We start from the raw sequence: 20,036 nt of genomic DNA, 5'->3' as shown, positions 1-20,036 counted from the left end.
AATTCATCAATTCCAAAATAGCAATTATCTTATGAAACTCATTAGCTGCTCAAATCAAAAGCACCATCCTTATCTCTTTTCAAAATCTCTACTGCGGTCTCCTTATCTGTGATCAACGTATTAATTAATCTAGATTTCAAAACACTTAAAGCAGAAGACGCTGCTTTCTTCCCCTGAACCACTCCAATAGCATCAGTGATTTTTCTCATTGAACTCCGTTGAATAGCTATTTTCCTATCATAAAGAGCACTTTCCAAAATAGCTCCTTTTCTATTCAGAAATAGTCCGCAATATTCAGTTACTACTTTATCAAGCTTAAGTTGTTCTATATCTTTAGTCGTTAAAGCATCATTATATTTTTTCACTATTTGATTCAAATTGGCTCCGATTTCAACTAAAGAAATATCAATATCGGCCCATAGTTGGTTTACCGATTGAAAGTATGCTGAATGAACAACCGACTCTTTAATCTTTACTGTTTCTTGAAAAATATGAGCAGGAATTGTAATACTTTTCCCCATAAAAGTTCGGGCAATATCGTATGCCAGCATGTTGGCATCTGGAGAACCATTCAAATTTCTATAGGTCCCTACCAAAGGAACAAATATAGACCCGCCCTTATTCCTAACTTCGAAATTCGTTATTTTTTTCTAACAAACCACCTCCATCTACGCCAACAACACTTCCATTATATGTTATTTCATAAAAGTATTGAACTAATTTTCGGGCAATTTCAAATAATTTCTCATCAGCGCTAACATCCATTTTTTGATTCACAATAAGCACTTTTTTTAATTGATATTTCTCTTGAATATAGCTTTGTAATCCTAACAAATCCGTGTAGGTATCATTCTTGATCGAAAACTTAACAATCCCCTTTTCTTTTGCCTCCTGCAAAATCCTACTTATAGTAGTTTGGTTCAACTTCAATTCTTTCGATATTTCATTCTGAGTTTTTTCTTTTATATAATACAGATAAGCCACTTGTATTAGAAATTCTTCTGTGTATTTACCCAATATGATTCTCCTTCAATCACCTAGCTTCTTTCATTGACTTCACTTTAGCTAATTCCTTTCACAAAAGTAAAAAGTGCTATATGAAATTAATCATATAGCAGCTTTTCAGTCAAAGTGATTATTACCTCTCTTGGTTATGCAAATGTTACATGTGTACCAGTTAGTCCGTCTAAAGCATCTAGAGCCTTATCTAGAGAAGTGATAATCGCCTTTTTTGAAGGATCGCTTCGAACAAACTTCATTGCGGCTTGAACCTTAGGTAGCATGCTACCAGCTGCAAAATGACCATCTTCTACATACTGTGTTGCTTCAGTTAGAGTCATACTTTCCAAGTTCTTTTGATCTGGAGTATTAAAATTGATTGCAACCTGTTCTACCTCGGTTAATACCAACAGAACATCTGCCCTCATTTGTTCTGCCAACAATTCTGCTGCATAGTCCTTATCAATTACAGCAGCTACCCCCTCCAAAGAACCATCTGATTTTTCGATAACTGGAATACCGCCACCACCACAAGTAACAACAATGGTGTTATTCCACAAAGTCTTGACAGCATCTATTTCAACGATTTTTCTTGGAAGTGGTGAAGCGACCACTCTTCTCCAGCCTCGGCCAGCATCCTCTCTGACCACATATCCTTTTTCTTGTTCCAGAAGCTTGCCCTCAACTTCAGAATAAAATGGTCCAATTGGTTTATTTGGGTTTTGAAATGCCGGATCATTTGGCTCAACAATCATTTGAGTCGCAACAGTCACAACAGATACATTGCGGTTTCTTCGATTAAGTGCAAACTTCAATGCTTGTTGAAGATGATAACCAATATATCCTTGGGACATTGCGCTGCACACATCAAATGGCATTGGCGGCACTTCATCTTTCGCAGCTTCACTAGCCAAAATGATCCTCCCTACTTGGGGTCCATTTCCATGTACAACAGCTATTTCATATCCTCGACCGCTTATTTCTGCTATATGCTCACACGTCTGACGAACAACTTTCAATTGCGCTTCAGCCGTTGCTTCACTATCCTTCGATTGCAGTGCATTCCCTCCAAGGGCAATCACGATTCTTGATTTCGACAAGTTGAAACCTCCTCTTCTGATGCTATCTTTGTAATAAGCTGAAACTACTACTTTTTAGCTTTGGGAACATTCTTAGTGGCACAATGCACCCCACCACCACGAATATTTAATGCTGTACTAACAAAGGGAATAATTTTTCTATCAGGGAAAGCTTCTTGCAAGACGTCAATTGCTTTAGCATCAAGCTTTTTGATACTCTCTGGTTTCCCTTCCTCCCAATATGATTGAGCAATGACGATATTGTTCAAAATTAAGAAGTTGCAATAGCTTAATGCTGGTTGCATCACCATATCTCCATGAGGCATGGGTGTTCCATCATCAAGAAAATCGCCGCCTTCACCATAACGACAGGTCCAGGTATCATTGATCCAATCACCCTTTTTCGTATGAATATAGAAAGGCTCTGGTACTGGCATCCGTATAATTTTGAATGGTTCACCGTTAACGTCAGTCGCTTTAGATAATACTTCGTAGGCTTCATCCAATCGTTCCTTAGTAATTCGATGCGAGTTAAGCGTACTAGCCTCCTCTTCCGTCACTTCTGCAAGAATAATTGTATTGTGACCAACAAACCGGCAAAATTCATCAATGTGCCCATTTGCTGAGGATGAGCGATAAACGGGCACCCCATCCACATAATCTAAAACACCAGAAGTTGTCAGCTCATCATCAAAAACACCTTTTTCTAACCAGATAATGCGTTCCAAATTAAACAATCTCTTCATTTCAGTTTCAACTTCTTTTGTAGTCATTTCTGGATTTCGTTTAGTTACTTCTGTATCTCTCAACGCCATCAAGACGCCTTTACCATTGAATTCCTTGTCGCCGCCTTCAGTAATAAGAGACGAATTAACAAAATCCCGATATCCCATTTCAAGCGCTAGATGGGGACCGAAACGTGCACAAAGTTGGGACGTGACACTATCAATCGTACTTTGACCATACATATTGAATTCTGGATTAGCTAAAACTTTATTACCCTGATCATCCACCATCATATCCGGACCATAATCTCTAGTCCAGTTACTGCCGTCAGGATAAGAAGTAAAAACAATTTTCTTCAAATCAACGGATTCTTTTTCTAGTGTAGCCTTACATGATATAAGCATTTCTTCTTTTGGACAGTTCACATAAAGAGTTATTCCTGTAGCTTCTTCAACAATTATCTTTATTAATTGTGCAAAAGCTTGATGCAAGCTATATCCTTTAACACATTCTGCCATTTCGGGCCATCCAATAATTACAGCTTCCTGAGGCTCAAACTCTCCTGGAAATCTAAAGTCTTTATAATCCAAATTTTTATAGTTTAAAGTACTCATTTTTATCCTCCCTCATTTTTAAGAATCCAGCTATTTTGAATATATTAATACAGGAGAAGCAATGAAGCAAATACTCCTACACTATAGCTTTAATAACTGCTTTTATCGTATGCATTCTGTTTTCAGCTTCTCTAAATATGTGCTGAGCATTCTTCTCAAAAATTTCATCCGTAACTTCCATACCTTTTCGTAAAAAGTCCTGAAGAGCTGGATCATCTACAGCAGTTAACAATCTTTGTCCCGAAGCGTGATCCATATTGTGTGTTGCCGGTAGCATATGCAAAACAATACACTCTGGATTTTCAGTCATTTCTAAAAGTTCCCGATTTACTTGATATGGGCGGAACCGAACAATTCCTGGAAGCCAAGTTTCAACCGGATCAGTAAAGAATCCCCAGTTTTCCGTAGTAATGATATCAACTCCTTTTACCGCGCTGATATCATCTGTTTCAATAAATTTACATTCCGGACTATATTTCGCAAATAAGTCCTCAACAATTTTGCGTTTTCTAGGATCCATTTTTGTATTCCAATTTGGCGATACTTCCCCTTCTGGAACAAACTGATGGAACAAATCACGTTGCGCCTGAGTTAAGCCATCTAAAGCTTCATCTAGCCCCATATAAGATGTGACATACGTAAAATTCATTCCAAGCATTGCACAAATGACACCATACGAAAACGAGTTAACTGCTCCGCCACGCCCAATAAAACACAGCGTTTTCCCTTTATATCCTTCTCTCCCCCAAACTTCGTCTAATGTCATTGCATCAGCTAACATCTGAGTCGGATGTTGATGATCTGTGTAACCATTAATAATCGGAATTGAACTATGCTTAGTCATCTCAAGTAAGGTATTATGTTTAGCACCGCGATAGCCAATCGTATCATACATGCTACTGAAAACCCGCATAGAATCTTTAACTGTCTCAGTATCTCCAAAGTGTGAGTTTGATAAAAATGTCGTCCCCATACCAAGGTCACAACCAGATGTTTCAAAGGCACAACGTGTTCTCGTAGAGTTCATCTCAAAAAGCATCAATAAATTTTTCCCGATAAAATCTTGTTGGTTTTTCCCTGTTTTCTTTTCAGCTTTCAATTCAAGTGCTAAATCCAAGAGATAGCGAATTTCCTCTGGGCTAAAGTCTTCTAAAGCTAAAAAATTTCTTCCTTTAATTGATAATGTCATGTCCAGTTCTCCCTTACTTAATTTTTATATAATTAAGCTACCTAGTCTTGGAATTCCAGATAGCTTTATATACCGCCCGAAATAAAAGGCTTTCAGAATAATACATGCTAGTTGTATATTCCCATCTAACTTCTAAAAGTAATAAGCATTATAACTTTAGGAAATCATTGTCAATAATAGAATAACAGCCAAACATAAAACAAAAACTGAGACTAGTTGCTTCCAAATTGCCTTAACCCACGAAAGATAATCTACTTTTGCATATTGCGTACATGTCATAACGATTATTGATGTAGGGGTAAACATTTTAGCAATTCCTAAAGCAAAATTGTAAATAATGATCATAATGTAAGGTGCTATTCCAACAAAGCTACCTAACGGTACCATTACAGCAATTGTTGCACCTGCTAAACCCGTTGAACTTGGCAAGAAACAGGCAAAAACTAAATAAATAACAAATGCAAGAATGACAAATATGATACTTGGCAAGGATCCGATACTCGTCTCCGTTGCATTCAAAATTGTTGCAGTGATATTTCCTTGAGTCATTAGAACCTGAATACCACGGGCCATCGGAACCATCAATGCCGTTGAAATCAACGCTCCAGCACCTTTCATTATTACATTGATAATTTTATCTATAGATAACCCAGCAATTTTCCCTGCTAGTATACTCATTACAAGCATTAATCCACATAATTCAATAAAGTACCAATCTCCAAATGCAACAACGTCGCTACCGATAACCATGTTGATAATTGGCGTCGTATTGATCCAATTGGCAATCGTTTGAAAAATAGTGAAATTTTCATTAATAGATGTCCACGGAAATAGAGCCAAGACCATTATCACAAAAGTCATTACAAACACTAAAACTAGTCCTCTTTCTCTACCAGTCATAGCCTTGTTCGTGTCTTTTCCATCTTCTTCATTTGAGGTGCTACCAAATTCTTTCAAATCCTCCGTTCTACGGAAAAATTGAATAGACCTTTCAGGATTTGCTTTTACACTTTTAGCATATAAGCAAATCAAGAATGACACTGCTCCCGTCAAAACAAAGAATATTAATAATCGAGCAATAATTCCATCTCCAAAGGAGATACCAGCGATATCTGAAGCAATTCCTGTAGAAAATGGATTGATCACTGATGATGCACACCCTATCTGTGTTCCAAAAATCGAAATCATCAAGACTGTAATAGAATCCATTCCTAACGCTAAGAAAATCGGTAGAAACAGCGAAACATACACGTACCCTTCCTCATATGAACCCTGAGTTGTTCCGAGAAAAGCCATGATAAATGTGAGCACTGTAATAAGAATATACGGATGTTTTTCAAAACGTTTGGACACTGATTTTAGCACTAAGCCAATTACACCCGTTTCTTCCATCATCTCTAAAAAACTCCCAAAAAGCATTACATAGAGCGAAATCGCAACTGCTCCACTGACAGCACTATTTCCAACCATTCCAATGATAGGGGCAACGATGATATCCCACAATCCTTGCTTAGTTGCCGGTAAACTAGAGTATGTTCCAGCAATTGCATTACCAGCTTCATCAAGCTGGTATTGACCTCCAGGAATAATCCAAGTAAGAAAAGTGATAAAAGCCATTACGACAAACATTACCACAAATGAATTAAGCCCTTTCATTTTTTTCTTTTTAACCGCCTTGTCAGACATGAAATGTTACACTCCCTTCTGTTAACTATTTGATAGTGTCTTCCAATATTTACATTTGACTAACGAAATAAACTATTTTTCCTCCCCATGAACTACAATGGCTGCGCAACCAAAATATTCTTCATTCTTTTTTGGAACAAATCACTTGTTCGCTTTCATTCTAAAAAAAATATCTTAAAAAAAGAATAGTCTGAATATATAAAATGCCACTTAGCAAATTGTGCGATAAAACAATTGAACCTTTAGTAGAAATTAGAGAAATAAAAAATACGACTCACCAGCTAGTCGTATTTTTTCATATTATGAAGTTGTATCTTAAACAAAGTAATCAAATTGATATAGCAAAATTGCTAAGCGAATATTGATCAAATTATCGATTCGCCCCAAATCCAACGTCAAAATTTTTTCTATCGTTTTAATTCTGGCTCTTAATGTATTTACATGAATAAAGAGTGTCCTACTTGTTGCTATGAATGAGAGATCGTTGGAAAAAAAAGTGACTAGTGTATCATACAAAGTTGTTTGATGATTCTTATCGTAGACTAGTACTGGTTCCAAAAAATTTTTGTAGAGCTCATTTGTGTAAACTTCATTTATTTGACAGTTTTGGTCCGTAAATAATTTGATAATCCCTAATTCATTGTACAATAAAACTGACGGATGATTGTGTGTATTGTGATTTAGATAATCTACTGAAAAGGACGCTTCATGATATGCTTGTTTTAAATTCCAATAATTGTGTAGATTACTAATACCTAGTACAAATCCTTTATTTTCAAAATATGTTCCTAGCAACTCGTGAATGGCTACACAATTCGCCTTTACTGATGTTGTATCGGTTGAACTTTCTATCAGTAAAACCCAATTTTCCTTATAAACAAAAATCAAAAACTCTTCATTTGCAAAACCTTTATGCCTAATATAATCAAGAAAGCCGGTCAACAAATCTACATTTTTACAGATTTTTTCGTCCTTCAAATTCTTAATAAGAACGAGGTGATACCTGTCTTTTAAATCTGCATTCAGATTGAGACTAATTTGATGACGTTTTTTCTGATCTTTCTTAGTCATTTCAAGCAAGTCTTCAAAAACAACACTTTTAAAATAATAGTTCGACTTTCTCAAATCAGATATGATGCTGTGGTCTTATGTCAAGAAAAAGGACAACTTAAACTAAGAATAATTCCTAGAACTTAACTTTTTCTATTTTCTTGGTTCTTAAGGTCAAACCCGCAGTTAAGGCTGATTGGTTTTTCCTTCCGTTTTTATATAAGCTTTTTCGAATTGATTGGGTGACGTAAAGTCGCACGCACTATGGCTTCGTACGGTATTGTAAAAGGTTTCGATATATTCAAATATGCAACGTTTTGCCTCTCTAAATGTCAAAATAGTTACTCGATGAAGCCATTCTCGTTTAATCAGTGCATGGAAAGATTCGATACAAGCGTTGTCCCACGGCGTTCCCTTCTTTGAGTAGCTATACTGAAACAAGTCTCCGAGTGCTTCTCGGTATCTTTGGGATACATATTGGCTACCACGGTCACTGTGAATCACAAGTGGATGAGTGATTTGACGCTTTCGTTTGGCTTCTTCTATACAATGAATCACACACTCAATTTCAAGCGTTTGAGTCACTTGCCAGGCAATAATTTTTCGAGAATATAAATCCATGATACTTGTCAAATACACGTAGCCATCTTCTTTTGTCCAAATGTAGGTAATGTCGCTGCACCAGCAGGCATTTGGTTGGCTTGGGTTGAACTGTCGGTTGAGTATGTTTTCCAATTTACTGCTGAAGTCACTATTCAAAGTCGTTCGCGTAAATTTCCGAACATAACAGGCTTTCAAGTTGTTTTCTCTCATATAATTGGCGACTGTTTTTTGCGCTACTTGAATGCCTTTCGAATTCAATTCTTTTGTTATTTTTGGTGCGCCGTATATTTGATGGGACTCATTATGAACTTCTTTGATTTTTTGAATCATCACTTCCTTTTTTTGTTTTTGTTTTGATGGCTGACGCTTTTTCCAGCTGTAATAGCCGGAAGTGGAAACACCTAAGATAGCCAGTACGCCACGAATAGAGAAGGGGTGTTCCCAAGTCTTTACGACTTCGTAAACTATCTCTGTTCGTCTCCCAGAATACCGATAGCTTTTTTTAAGATGGCTAAGGCATCTGTTTGATTTTTTAATTCTCGCTTGAGGCGAGCGATTTCTTTTGCCTCGTCGCTTTGAAAATTTCCTGAGCCACGATGGACAACGTTCCCTTCGTTTTCTTTGGCTTCTCGTTCCCACTTGTAATAGCTAGCTGCACTGATATCAAGGTTTCGACAGCAGGCTTTGACACTTAGCTCTGGGTGTTCTTTTCGATAGGCGAGTGCGCTTTCTTTGAACTCTTTTGTGTATGATTTCATCGAGAGTCTCCTTCAGTTTTCTTTTAAGTATAACTGAACTCTCTTAGTTTAGCTGTTCCTATTTTTATACTAGCATCACTGTGTTTTAATGAGTAAATTGACTCAACCGTCTCTATACGGCTAACTATTTGTGCTGGTAATGAATTACTTACATCATCAGTTTTAACAACAATGTAAAAACTAGCACCATATCTAGATAACCAATCGGGGATAATGAAGTACTGACCACAAACCGCGACATTTTTTGGTTGGAAATGGTGTCCTCGCATAATCGCGTCATTGAAATTTTTACCAATAGGGAGTAACTCGTTAAGACTCTTTTTGGTTAATTCCCCTAGCTCATCTTCCCAGGCATTATCCTTAGAACAATCAACTACTTGAAGATTACGATTAGTGATTGCTATTGTTATCCCTGTTAAAGTATGTACAATATCACACAAACTGTTCTCTGAATTATTACCAGATAAATAATTAATAATCGATTTTTGAAATTCTTGATTTTCTACCAAATAATATGTTTGATTTTGAATAATCAAATTTTGAATCGTAACAATCATATCACTCCAAGAGGATGTATCAGAAACAAAAATCAAAGGTAAATGATACTTTTCTAAAAGATCGAACTGTTCTCCCGTAACAAATACTTGAAATTTTTTTTGTGTTACAATGCAAGAGACTTTCTTTTCATAAAGCGTTTGTATAAAATCATTTGTGAAACTAGTTCTCATAAACCGACTGATGAACAATACATCCCCTTCATGTAACCAAGGTTCAATATCTTCTACATCCATCACTGTGGCACTTTTGATCTTATTTTCGAACCCTTGCTTTGTAGCAAATGATTCACACGCAACCAGTTGCTTCGCCTCCACAAGATCTTTCACTTGAACATCCTTAAACTCATAGTTAAACACATACTGAATTGAATTATCCGACAATGAAAACGCCTCCTTATTGTATAATGATACAATTCTCTTTCAAGATGTCAAGTGATAAAATATTTATAAATAGTTCACACTCTAAAATTGTGAGGTGCAAAAAATGAATCACAAGATCTTACAAAAGCCATTATTAAAGTTTTTGATTCCTTCCGTACTCGGCGTATTTATTTTTCTGCTTCCAGTTCCATTTGAAGGCTCCATTACTATTCCTATCGGAATTATCACTAACCAATTATCCAGTTTTATTGAACCCTTTTCAACGACTATTGTCTTAATGTTCATTTCATTTTCAGCAATTGCTACCACCATCACATTCTTTTTTCGACCCCAATTCATTTTGGGTAACCCAAGACTTGCGCCACTTTTCGTTGCTAGTCCACTTTATATGCTCCTTAGAGTAGTAGGGGCTATCATCACTGCAATGGTCTATTTTCAAATTGGACCTATTTGGATCATATCTACAGATACTGGCGGAACAATGATTTCACTAGTAAAAGTGATTATTTCATGGTTTTTCGTCGCTTCATTCTTGATTCCTTTGTTGACTGATTTTGGCATTATGGACTATGTAGGTACACTTGTAAAAAACTTTACTTATCCACTGTTCAAACTTCCTGGCAGAGCGACTGTTGATCTTCTTGCTTCTTGGCTTGGAAGCAATACGGTTGGTGTTGTAATCACTGCTGCTCAATATGAGCAAGGCTATTATACAATTCGAGAGGGCATAACGATTGCTACATGTTTTTCAGCAGTTTCTATGCCCTTTTGTATGGTTATATCTGCCATGATAAATGTTGAACATTTGTTCATCCCATTTTATGCTATTATCTGCATTACTGGTATCATTACCGCAATAATTATGGCTAGAATCCCCCCTTTGAGTACTTGTTCTAATAAGTATTATCAAACTACGGGAAAAGTAATTAATGAGAATGTCCCAAAAGAATATTCAAGGTTTCAGTGGGCTCTAAAACTTGCTATAGAAAAAGCAGCAACTGGGCCCAGTCTTTGTCAAATTGTTAATAAAGGTATTGATATGTTCTTTAGTATCATTTTCCAATCATCTCCAATCGTTGTTGCAGTAGGGACTCTTGCTTGTATTATCGCTACTTACACACCGCTATTCGATTGGCTTTCACTTCCCTTTGCCTACTTATTACAATTCTTGAATGTTGAAGATGCCTTTACTGCAGCGCCTGCATTAATAATTGGTTTTGTTGATATGTTTCTCCCTGCAGTTCTAGCAGCTGGTATCACATCTTTAAAAACTAGGTTTATTATTGGCATTATTTCATTAGTTCAAATTGTTTATATCACTGAGATTGGCACTGTCTTATTGACCTCAAAGCTTCCAGTAAACTTTAGAATGCTTGCAATCATATTTTTAGAACGCACACTAATCGCTTTACCTATAGTTGTTCTATTAACAAATCTATTAGGGATAAGTTAGATTATACACTCTAATAACACAAGAAGAAGCTACTTTCTTCAGCATGACAAATCTGTCCATTTTGGACAAACCTTTATCAGACAGCCATTCACAAAAATCAAAAAGGTATAATTGTCATTTTTGGATTAAAATGGCGGATTTCTTTCATGATAAATAGCAAACTTTAATCTTATTAAAGTTTGCTTGCAACGTTCATTTATAAGAACCCTTTTCCATGTATGTATAACTTAGAGTTTTGACAAAAAACACTCACGATAAGCGGAGCTGTACCATAAATGATGATACTTTGGAGATTTTAGTTAAGATGATGAGGTTTCTAGAGAATTTCCGGTAGAAAATAGCATGAGATGTGATACGAAGGTTTGGAGCTGATCTGAAATCCTTTAAAGAAATCCGTATTTTTTTGTATTTGTAAATTATTGATTCGGACAAGACATTCGTAAGTATGTAGTAAATTGGTTCATGGGGAATGCTTCTCCTAATGGGCTAGTTTTGTTACTCACTATTAAGAAAGAGCCAAAGGGAAAATCTTCTTTGGCTCTTTCTATTTCCCAAATGCAATTAGAGGAAAAAACAATCATAATAAAAGCTCGTATGGAGGGAGCTTTTTGGTCAGCTCGATTATTTGCCCTATTTCTTCTGGTGACTCGATACCTCCTTTGCGAATCCAAACCATGATAATTGCAACGATTCCAGATAATAGAATCTCAATGGCGTACTCCTCAGGGATACCTTTTTTTGAAAAATGTAATTGTTCAGAAGCGTCAATTTTTACTAATATCATTTCTTTCATAACATCTTTGATCAGCGTGGGAAAATTATGATCGCCTCCTTTACCTGATAAGGCAAATATAAAATCGAAATCGTCTTTTATGTAATACAAAGCTTTTACAACTCGATTATAAGGAATTAAGTCCAGAGGTTTATCAAGATTTATGGAATTTGTGTCGTTGTCTAATAACATAATTTGTTTCAAATCATAGATAACTTCCATTTCTAGTTTTTCCATTAAATCATATTTATCAACGTAATGAAGGTAGAATGTTCCGCGATTAATGTCAGCCCCCCGCGAAATATCGCTGACTGTTAAATTGTCAAATCCTTTCGTATTTAATAAATTTATAAAGGTTTCTCTAATATCTTTTTTGGTTGAGGTGTGGCCCTTGACAACTATTGGGTCTCACTTCAGTTTCTTTCCAACGATCAAAGGACAGATTCGTCGTAATAATCATAGAGCCGACAGTCATCAGATTTGAGAGAAGATTAAACAGTATTTCACTTCCTATCTGATCGAATGAAACATAACCTAATTCGTCCAGAATCACCAAGTCATATTTACCAAATCGACGCTTGTAAAAGTTCAACTGGTTCGCACTCATGGATTCTTTTAGTTCGATGACCAAGTTAGGGATATTAGTAAATAAGACACTTTTTCCAGAGAGACAAGCTTCCATCCCTAGAACAGTCGCTAAGTGTGTTTTCCAACGCCAGGATTGCCCATTAAAATAAGATTCTCTTTTTGATCAATGAACCGTAACGTTCTCAGCTCTTTGATTTGTTTCCTCATCTTTACTTCCAAATGGCTGTCCATATAATCATCAAACGTCACTTTACTTGGTAGTTCCGATTGGCGAACGAGAGTTCGGATCCCATTATTTTGCCTCTGTTCAATTTCTAACGTAAGCAATTGTGTAAGGAATTCCTCGAAACTTTGATCCAGATCGATTGCTTGTTGAAGTAAAAAAGTATGGGTAAAAAAACTAACTAGCGTATCAAAAAATTATTTGCACTAAATTGGAAAAACTCCCCCTTTACAGAACGTACGTTCTCGTTATATACTATTAACTAGCTCAGTTTTCACAAATTAGAAAGAAGGCATGTTATGACTTTTACAGAACTTATCTTAATCCCTCGCATTTCTAAACGCTTCAAAGCACTTAGGATCACAAAATACAAGAAAATCCCACCAGATGTTATCTCAAATGGTCAAAAACCTACTATCCTCAACATAGAAAAAGGTAAAATTGTATCAAGTGGAAACTTCATTTCTGACACACTATTGGATAAATACGTTAAATACTTTGAGCTTTCAAAAATTGAACTCATTTTTGGTAATGAAAAAGAACAAGAAGACACATTGAAGATTCTTTTCTTGAATATCTTCAGTTCACTCATTCCAGCCAAACTTGTTAAAGGGACCTTGTTAGAAACTCGCTTTACTCCAGAGAAGAAAGTAACGCAATCAATGAAAAATCTAGCTTATGCGTTTGGGGATTTTGGAAGGTGGTATGATCTCTATAAGGAAGACTCAGAGTTGTCAGAAGAAAAGAACTTCCCAGTTGATTTTTTCTCCATCTTTTCTATTTTATGGAAACTATGTAAAGCTAGGTTACTTCATTCCTTTCAAGAAAAGGTTATTCAACCAACATTTAATGAAATTGATGAGAAATTTCATTTTAACCGAATTGATAAAAAAATAGATACCTGGTTACGTGCAGATTTCGCTGGTATTATCGTTCCTGAAATGATTGCTAAATTTAAAAACAATAGTGTTTTTAAAATTGGATTTATGGTCAAAAGTCTCATAGATGAATTCTTAGATCATGACTTGCCCCCCTCTTTTCATACGGATATCCCATTGGAAAACTTTTATCTCCCAGTTAAAAGTTATTCTATTCATATACCAGATGATCCAAAAGACATTGACCAAATTGCAACTGCTCTGAGCGAAATTGCCCTTACCTCTCAACAGATAAACACCATAGAAGATTTGAAAAAGTTTGAAAAATGCTCGCCTTTTCAAGGGATAGAAAATGTCACTGACACAAGCAGTCCCTTTATTAATGAACAAAAAAAGGTTAAAGCACAAGATTTTCTTGAACAAATAATCTCAACTCCCCCTATCTTTGATGTAATTCATGACTTGAATCGGAAAGAACAAAAAATCCCTGGTTCCTTAACCGAAAATAGTCAGGCTTCAAATTTGTTACAGGTCAAAATAAGCGAAGCCATCCGCCCCATGATCGATGATTTAGTCAGATTTCAGAATATTTTTATCAACTGTATCAAATGGGAAGAACTTGAAGCTTTTGCTAAATAACAAGAAAAGAGTAGCCAAAACTGGTTACTCTTTTTATGTACTTCATTCTGGTTGTTAACGTACAAGTTAAAATGTAGTAACGACATTTTGGTAATCAAAATGGTGTTCAATTTCATTAAAAATAAGTCCATTTTGATAGTCTTTTCTCCAATGAAATAGTCGTAGAATAGAGGTATCAAAGAGCTGTGCACAAGTACTTTGATCATAAACTAGCAGATCCGTAAATCATGCTAGTTAGAAGTGGGATAGTTACGGCTTTCGCCACTTTTACCACTACAACTTTACTCAGGAGGATTTTAACCAATGAAAACATCGTTTACTCAAACAAATCAGTACAGTGAGGCTACGGCTCGCAAATATATCGCTACAGATCGCCCCACACAATGCACCACTTCGTTTATTGAAACACAGTATGAATATGTAGAGAAGCAACGGACAGAAAACATTCGGGGATATAAACTCTGGTTTGTTCAAGAAGGATTGAACCCTTTTAGTGTCAAATTTGAAAAGGAACCTGTACTCCCTCCTTTTCTCTCCCTTGTTGCTTTTGATAATCTCCAAGGGATTGAGATCCGCAACAATGTCTATTTCAAAGCAGATGGTCTCAAGGTCGTGAAATAATGGAGACGGCTGCCCTTGAACGCTATTTGAGTCAAAGCTTGAATATGGCACTTTCAATAAATGGCGAGTCCACGTATACCAATTCTTTTTATGTCGTTGTGCAAGAGGACGGATTCCTATTCGTCCCCCGCACACCGGCGGGGTATTTGATTGATGAAGCTCTTTATCAAAAGATCTTTCTCATTGCCAATGCGAGCCTTTACCCTCGGTACACCTTGTTGAAACAAAACACGGCTTATTTTATGCCCTTAGAAACAGAGGATATTCACACTCAACGAGCCTTGTTTTTTCCTTGGTTCAAAGGGATAAGTGAACGTTTGATCATACAAGACCTTCCGACCTATGTTACCCAGTATCAAGGAAGTCAGATTCCAATTATGAAAAACTTGTGCATCAACTATGATCATGTCACGGGTATCGTGATTGCGGGTAATTCAGGCAGCGGAAAATCCTATTTTCTAACCTATCTTCTTGAAGCATTACGCCAGTTATCACAATTGATTATTGTAGATCCAAAGTTCGACAGTCCTTCAAGATGGGCCAAATCACATCAGATTTCTGTGCTTCATCCTGAACAGAATCGTTCTAAAAGTGATTTTGTTAGCCAAGTGAACGATGCGTTAAGTTCTGTTTTGTCGATCATTCATAAGCGACAAGCGATCCTATTTGATAATCCAACACATGAATTTGAACATTTAACTGTCGTGATTGATGAAGTGTTGGCTTTGTCTGAAGGCGTGAATAAGCAAATCAAAGACGCTTTCCAGTCTTTACTCAGTACCATCGCACTTCTTGGACGTGCGACCCGTTGTCATTTAGTTTTAGTTTCCCAGCGATTTGACTTCAATGCCGTTCCAGTAAGTGTTAGAGAACAGGCGAATGTCTTAGTTCAAATTGGAAATATCAGCAGTAAAACCACCCAATTCCTATTTCCTGATTTAGATCCAACAGGGATCGTTATCCCGATTGGAAAAGGTACAGGATTGATCCAAGTCATTGATAGTGAGCACCCCTATCAGGTATTGCCACTTTTGACACCAACCTTCTATACAGAAAGTGGGATCTTATGATAAAAAAATCATATTTTATTCAATGCTATTCGGTTCTCCACTCACTAGGTGCATTCTTTCTAATGGGGATCGCCCTTTCGGGCGCTGGAAATCTGCTCTGTCTCTATAGTCTAAAAACAACAGCAGAAGCCTCCTTCTCATTCGTATTATTAGAGATCCTACTAGATCCCCTTCAATTGTTGCTTGTGATTGTCACTACCCTATTGAGCATTTTCCTACTTCCAGAGGTCATTCATCGGATAAAACAGGATAGTTTGTCCAATTTGGGAAAATCTATTATTGGGACCCTTCGCTTTAGGCGATTTTTAACACAAGCAACGCCACAACTTCCAAAAAATCAGTCTTATGATGACCAAACGAAGTTAGAAGATCAGGTACTGAGGCAGTTCAATCGTTCAGTAAAGAAATCAGTGTTAGACATTCGGAACGAACACTTACAACTGTTTATCAATATCCCAAAAGAGGCACAATCGCAGAAAATCTTAAGGGCTCATGAAGAACAGATCAAAGAACATTTGGCTAGTTTGTATCCAACTTATCTGATCTCAACTTTTGAGCGACAAAAATTTCAATTGTGGCTACGAGGAACAAAGCAAACTCACTAAGTGGAATGGGGCTGCTTTTGTTCGGAACGAAAACAAAAAAGCAGCTCCATTCCGCTATTTTAGCTTTTTCATTGTCAATTTTTAATCGAAAACTTATTCCCTTGCGGTGGTAGGGCTTGTTATACCACCGCATCCTATCTTGTCAAAAATCTTTTAAAAAGACCATATACCAAGCAAAATAAGTCTTATTAGTCAAAAATGACGATTGTTATTTTTCACTCAACCAAGTGATAATAGCTAGCAAAATTACAACTGAAAGGAGATGGTCAAATATGGGCGCACCACGTGCAATCAACGTGATGTATGAACAACAATTACAGCATTTACCACGATCGATCAAACGGAAAACACTTGCCAGTATCTTTAAAGCGTTTGTATCCACACTACAACCTGTAAAAATCGCTGGTATCCTTCATGATAAGGATGTGAATGAGCAAGGAGAGCCTGTAACACCTCATGTGCACCTTGTCCTGCAATTCAAAAATCCTAGAAGTCTAGCCCAACTGGCAAAATTGATCCAAGAACCGCAAGGTTCTGCTTTTCAACAATGGCGCGGAAATATCCACAATGCCTATTCTTACCTTGTCCATCAGACAACTGAAGCACAAGAAAAATACCCTTATCCAGTAGAATGCGTCAAAGCAAACTTTGATTACCCTGCATTATTAAAAAAGATCTCTCAAAATGTAAATAAAAAGGACTCTCGAAAAGATCATGTGATCATTAAAGAATTGCTTGATCGTTTAGGTACTGGTGAACTCTCGAAAGAGGAAGTCATCGCCAACTTGACAGGTTCACAATTTGCCAAAGCCAAAAGACAAATTCAAGATGTTCACCAACAAGTACAAGCCGAAAATGCGAAAGAATGGATCGCAAAACGAAAAGTCAGCGGTAAACCAATCACCGTGATTTGGCTCTATGGGCAATCAGAAACTGGGAAAACTGTCCTAGCCAAGAGATATGCCGCCGCTACACAAAAGAATTACTTTATTTCTGGCTCCTCAAAAGATGGGTTTCAGCATTACGAAGGGGAGCATACCGTCATTCTAGATGAATTACGTCCAAAAACATTCCCCTATGATGATTTATTAAAGATGCTTGATCCCTATGGCGAGACGCCTAAAGCACCTAGTCGTTTCTTCGATAAAGCCTTGATGGTAGATTTGTTTATCATTACATCACCATACAATCCAAAACAGTTTTACGATGTAGTCTTCAGACATCATCCTAGCATCGATGCTTTCCAACAGCTCCAGCGAAGGATTACCTTTGTCCAATATATGACACCGTTATATATGGAAATGCAAGAATACGACTCTTTTCTTCAAGATTATGTTTCTGTCATAGGTACACAAAAAGACAATATACTACTAGCTAATCTGAAGAAAAACCATGGTCTTAATGCAATCACTAGTTATAGAAAGTTCAATCAGTTTATGACTAATGGAACTACTACAAATGAATAAATGACATTCTTTAAAGATTAGAATATTATCTACAAGCTACTGCTTAATATTTCTCCTATTGTAGTTAATAAATAGTTCTATCCTAAGTCATTTCTATCTAGTCAACATCATTAAATAATATAGGAGGTACCAGATATGAAAGAAGTAGAAATCCTACTTAGTAATGAACAGCTAGGTAGTATAAAAAAACAAATTACTCAAATGATTTTGGTTGAAATTGAGAACACACGAAAACAAGTTAATCTCAACTACCGATACATGAATAAAAAGCAAACCTGTCACTATCTACAAATATCCAACAATACACTAGATTCGTGGATAAAACAGGGTTTACCCCTTATCAAAATTAACGGCTCCACTCGCTTTGATAAGATCACTATTGATAAATGGATAAAACAGCTAGAAAAATCATCTTAGAGTTTGTATAATCAAGTCATAGTATTTGGTTTCGGCTCACATTTTCGGAGGTAAATACTATGGCAATTTCAAAAACTACAAATAATACTTATCGACTAAGACTTTACTACCCTCAAGATATTCAAGAATTACTGGGAGTAGAGAAACTTTACTCAAGAAACTTCAAAACAAAAAAGGAGGCTAACGAAGCTCAGATTGATTTCTATGCCAAAATTAAAGAAATACGTGAAAACAAAAATAAAAATGCTTTTGAACTAGGTGGTGAAGCCTTATTCAAAAATTTTTACAAAGATATTTGGTTTGATGCTTATACTTCTGGACTTACTTCAACAAACACCAATCCTCCAACGAAGGTAACAGTTGGTAATACCAAAGATGTATTTAGACTTCATATACTGCCAATGTTTGGTAAATATACGCTTAATTATCTCAACCAGAATAAAGCCCTAGTTTTACAACTTATGACAAAAAAAGCTGCTGAATATGCAAACTTTAAAACATTAAGAAGCTATGTAAACTCGATATTTGACTGGGCTGAGGAATTAGAATACATTGAGCGGAATAAGCTTGAAAAGTCCTTAAAACGCATCAAAGCGACTAAGAAGAACCAATTAAAACAGGCTAGGAAAGAAGAAGATTTATATTTGTCATTTGAGCAATTACGAGAATGGCTCATCACTGTTCACGAAGATTGGCAGAATGAGCTTCTATCCTTTCAAGACTACATTCTTTTCCAGACAACCTTTTTCTTATCTGATCGAAAATCTGAAACTTATGCCTTGAAATGGAAACATATTGATTTTTCAAAATCACAAATATTTATTGCAAAAGCTTTGGATAAGTTCGGCAACGAAAAAAACACAAAAGGAAATAAGACGACAGTTTTTCATATTCCCATTGAGTTGAAAGAGTTATTACTTGAATGGAAAAATCAACAGCAATCTGAACTAGCTCAATTTGGTATCAAACAATCCGATGAACAACTTATTTTTACGTATATTGATCGCAAAGGTAATATCAATCAACCGCTTCATACCGACTACCTGAACTATCGAATGAAATCTATCGAACGCAGGCATAAACACCTAGCACATGCGACACCTCATAAATTAAGACATACTGGGGCAACCTTAGCTAGACAGTCCGGCACTTCTTTAGAACAGATTTCAGAAGCCCTAACCCATAGCGATACCACAATCACAAAAACTTATGTGAACACACCAAATGTCATTAAAATGCCTGTTGGAGAAATAGCTTACCGCAAGTTAATTCAAAAGGATACTGCCCTGAATGGTGTCAACTATGGTGTCAACAATGAAAAAAGACGCTTCACAAACTAAGTTGCGAAACGTCCAAATCGTTGATATAAAGCGAATATTAACGTTTAGAAAATTGTGAAGCTTTACGGGCTTTCTTAAGACCTGGTTAATAGATAGCATACTTCATAGAGTTCAAAACTATTGTTTTAACAACAAAAGTTTCATATCAGCAAAACAAAGTACTTCACTAAATTTCATAAGATCCCATTCTTATGTTCTCTCGAATCTTCTCTAAATATTCAAGCACCAGTATGTATCCTACATAATATAAATAACATATTAGTAATTACTAACACACTTTTTATACTACAATTTCATATGCTAGATTTGAATATTCTAATCC

Annotated in this window: 19 protein-coding genes and 2 pseudogenes; 8 read left to right on the top strand and 13 right to left on the bottom strand. The window is 36.3% G+C overall.

What is annotated here, in order from left to right; translation table 11 throughout:
- Window positions 1-41: 41 nt before the first annotated feature.
- The 10 genes from M2139_RS02355 to M2139_RS02310 form a co-directional block, all read right to left on the bottom strand.
- Entirely contained in the window at window positions 42-644 is a 603-nt protein-coding gene (locus tag M2139_RS02355; RefSeq protein ID WP_348522593.1) for a sugar-binding domain-containing protein, read from the bottom strand.
- Window positions 625-1,017, bottom strand: coding sequence for a winged helix-turn-helix transcriptional regulator (locus tag M2139_RS02350; RefSeq protein WP_280737188.1), 393 nt, complete (start codon window positions 1,015-1,017; stop codon window positions 625-627). Before M2139_RS02350 ends, M2139_RS02355 begins: the two co-directional genes overlap by 20 nt.
- A gap of 134 nt (window positions 1,018-1,151) precedes the next feature.
- Entirely contained in the window at window positions 1,152-2,099 is a 948-nt protein-coding gene (arcC, locus tag M2139_RS02345; RefSeq protein ID WP_280737187.1) for a carbamate kinase, read from the bottom strand.
- A 47-nt stretch (window positions 2,100-2,146) separates the two neighbouring features.
- On the bottom strand, window positions 2,147-3,418 hold the full coding sequence (locus M2139_RS02340; RefSeq protein WP_280737186.1) for an agmatine deiminase family protein: 1,272 nt from the start codon (window positions 3,416-3,418) through the stop codon (window positions 2,147-2,149).
- Window positions 3,419-3,494: 76 nt separating this feature from the next.
- Complete coding sequence (locus tag M2139_RS02335; protein ID WP_280737185.1) at window positions 3,495-4,607, bottom strand: hypothetical protein; 1,113 nt, start codon at window positions 4,605-4,607, stop codon at window positions 3,495-3,497.
- A gap of 156 nt (window positions 4,608-4,763) precedes the next feature.
- Window positions 4,764-6,293: a YfcC family protein gene (locus M2139_RS02330; RefSeq protein ID WP_280737184.1), complete on the bottom strand. Its 1,530-nt coding sequence runs from the start codon at window positions 6,291-6,293 to the stop codon at window positions 4,764-4,766.
- A gap of 315 nt (window positions 6,294-6,608) precedes the next feature.
- Complete coding sequence (locus M2139_RS02325) at window positions 6,609-7,364, bottom strand: helix-turn-helix domain-containing protein (protein WP_280737183.1); 756 nt, start codon at window positions 7,362-7,364, stop codon at window positions 6,609-6,611.
- A gap of 165 nt (window positions 7,365-7,529) precedes the next feature.
- Entirely contained in the window at window positions 7,530-8,483 is a 954-nt protein-coding gene (locus M2139_RS02320) for an IS3 family transposase (protein WP_280737222.1), read from the bottom strand.
- Window positions 8,411-8,704, bottom strand: a complete 294-nt coding sequence (locus tag M2139_RS02315) for a transposase (protein ID WP_280737182.1) — start codon at window positions 8,702-8,704, stop codon at window positions 8,411-8,413. The genes M2139_RS02320 and M2139_RS02315 overlap by 73 nt, the downstream gene beginning before the upstream one ends.
- A 23-nt stretch (window positions 8,705-8,727) precedes the next feature.
- The gene (locus M2139_RS02310; RefSeq protein ID WP_280737181.1) at window positions 8,728-9,642 is read right to left on the bottom strand and encodes a PucR family transcriptional regulator ligand-binding domain-containing protein; all 915 of its coding nucleotides are present in this window, start codon (window positions 9,640-9,642) and stop codon (window positions 8,728-8,730) included.
- A gap of 103 nt (window positions 9,643-9,745) precedes the next feature.
- Between M2139_RS02310 and M2139_RS02305 the strand changes: the two genes are divergently transcribed.
- Complete coding sequence (locus tag M2139_RS02305; protein WP_280737180.1) at window positions 9,746-11,095, top strand: YjiH family protein; 1,350 nt, start codon at window positions 9,746-9,748, stop codon at window positions 11,093-11,095.
- 577 nt (window positions 11,096-11,672) lie between these two features.
- Here the strand turns inward: M2139_RS02305 and M2139_RS02300 are convergent.
- The 3 genes and pseudogenes from M2139_RS02300 to M2139_RS02290 form a co-directional block, all read right to left on the bottom strand.
- Entirely contained in the window at window positions 11,673-12,089 is a 417-nt protein-coding gene (locus tag M2139_RS02300; RefSeq protein WP_280737179.1) for a TetR-like C-terminal domain-containing protein, read from the bottom strand.
- A 21-nt stretch (window positions 12,090-12,110) separates the two neighbouring features.
- Window positions 12,111-12,218, bottom strand: a pseudogene (locus tag M2139_RS02295) (helix-turn-helix domain-containing protein); the annotation flags it as partial.
- A 10-nt stretch (window positions 12,219-12,228) separates the two neighbouring features.
- Window positions 12,229-12,824: pseudogene (locus tag M2139_RS02290) on the bottom strand (ATP-binding protein); the annotation flags it as partial.
- Window positions 12,825-12,977: 153 nt separating this feature from the next.
- Here M2139_RS02290 and M2139_RS02285 point away from each other — a divergent pair.
- The 7 genes from M2139_RS02285 to M2139_RS02255 all read left to right on the top strand — a co-directional run bounded on the left by M2139_RS02285 (window position 12,978) and on the right by M2139_RS02255 (window position 19,714).
- On the top strand, window positions 12,978-14,195 hold the full coding sequence (locus M2139_RS02285) for a hypothetical protein (protein WP_280737178.1): 1,218 nt from the start codon (window positions 12,978-12,980) through the stop codon (window positions 14,193-14,195).
- A 303-nt stretch (window positions 14,196-14,498) separates the two neighbouring features.
- Window positions 14,499-14,816, top strand: a complete 318-nt coding sequence (locus tag M2139_RS02280; protein WP_280737177.1) for a hypothetical protein — start codon at window positions 14,499-14,501, stop codon at window positions 14,814-14,816.
- Entirely contained in the window at window positions 14,816-15,886 is a 1,071-nt protein-coding gene (locus M2139_RS02275; RefSeq protein WP_280737176.1) for an AAA family ATPase, read from the top strand. Before M2139_RS02280 ends, M2139_RS02275 begins: the two co-directional genes overlap by 1 nt.
- Window positions 15,883-16,491 (top strand): hypothetical protein, encoded by a 609-nt coding sequence (locus M2139_RS02270; RefSeq protein ID WP_280737175.1) that lies wholly within the window; start codon window positions 15,883-15,885, stop codon window positions 16,489-16,491. Before M2139_RS02275 ends, M2139_RS02270 begins: the two co-directional genes overlap by 4 nt.
- A 272-nt stretch (window positions 16,492-16,763) precedes the next feature.
- Window positions 16,764-17,957, top strand: coding sequence for a Rep family protein (locus M2139_RS02265; RefSeq protein WP_280737174.1), 1,194 nt, complete (start codon window positions 16,764-16,766; stop codon window positions 17,955-17,957).
- Between the two features lie 135 nt (window positions 17,958-18,092).
- The gene (locus M2139_RS02260) at window positions 18,093-18,374 is read left to right on the top strand and encodes a helix-turn-helix domain-containing protein (protein WP_280737173.1); all 282 of its coding nucleotides are present in this window, start codon (window positions 18,093-18,095) and stop codon (window positions 18,372-18,374) included.
- Window positions 18,375-18,433: 59 nt separating this feature from the next.
- Window positions 18,434-19,714, top strand: coding sequence for a site-specific integrase (locus tag M2139_RS02255; protein ID WP_280737172.1), 1,281 nt, complete (start codon window positions 18,434-18,436; stop codon window positions 19,712-19,714).
- Window positions 19,715-20,036 lie beyond the last annotated feature (322 nt).

This window comes from Enterococcus sp. PF1-24 (assembly GCF_029893325.1).
Classification (GTDB): Bacteria; Bacillota; Bacilli; order Lactobacillales; family Enterococcaceae; genus HY326.
This window is presented reverse-complemented; position numbering and strand designations above follow the sequence as displayed.

What these genes read in the sequence shown, in the direction of transcription:
- M2139_RS02340 (WP_280737186.1), bottom strand. Translation starts at nt 3,418, where the DNA reads ATGAGTACTTTAAACTATAAAAATTTGGATTATAAAGACTTTAGATTT.
- M2139_RS02335 (WP_280737185.1), bottom strand. Translation starts at nt 4,607, where the DNA reads ATGACATTATCAATTAAAGGAAGAAATTTTTTAGCTTTAGAAGACTTT.
- M2139_RS02330 (WP_280737184.1), bottom strand. Translation starts at nt 6,293, where the DNA reads ATGTCTGACAAGGCGGTTAAAAAGAAAAAAATGAAAGGGCTTAATTCA.
- M2139_RS02325 (WP_280737183.1), bottom strand. Translation starts at nt 7,364, where the DNA reads ATGACTAAGAAAGATCAGAAAAAACGTCATCAAATTAGTCTCAATCTG.
- M2139_RS02315 (WP_280737182.1), bottom strand. Translation starts at nt 8,704, where the DNA reads ATGAAATCATACACAAAAGAGTTCAAAGAAAGCGCACTCGCCTATCGA.
- M2139_RS02305 (WP_280737180.1), top strand. Translation starts at nt 9,746, where the DNA reads ATGAATCACAAGATCTTACAAAAGCCATTATTAAAGTTTTTGATTCCT.
- M2139_RS02300 (WP_280737179.1), bottom strand. Translation starts at nt 12,089, where the DNA reads ATGGAAGTTATCTATGATTTGAAACAAATTATGTTATTAGACAACGAC.
- M2139_RS02285 (WP_280737178.1), top strand. Translation starts at nt 12,978, where the DNA reads ATGACTTTTACAGAACTTATCTTAATCCCTCGCATTTCTAAACGCTTC.
- M2139_RS02280 (WP_280737177.1), top strand. Translation starts at nt 14,499, where the DNA reads ATGAAAACATCGTTTACTCAAACAAATCAGTACAGTGAGGCTACGGCT.
- M2139_RS02275 (WP_280737176.1), top strand. Translation starts at nt 14,816, where the DNA reads ATGGAGACGGCTGCCCTTGAACGCTATTTGAGTCAAAGCTTGAATATG.
- M2139_RS02270 (WP_280737175.1), top strand. Translation starts at nt 15,883, where the DNA reads ATGATAAAAAAATCATATTTTATTCAATGCTATTCGGTTCTCCACTCA.
- M2139_RS02265 (WP_280737174.1), top strand. Translation starts at nt 16,764, where the DNA reads ATGGGCGCACCACGTGCAATCAACGTGATGTATGAACAACAATTACAG.
- M2139_RS02260 (WP_280737173.1), top strand. Translation starts at nt 18,093, where the DNA reads ATGAAAGAAGTAGAAATCCTACTTAGTAATGAACAGCTAGGTAGTATA.
- M2139_RS02255 (WP_280737172.1), top strand. Translation starts at nt 18,434, where the DNA reads ATGGCAATTTCAAAAACTACAAATAATACTTATCGACTAAGACTTTAC.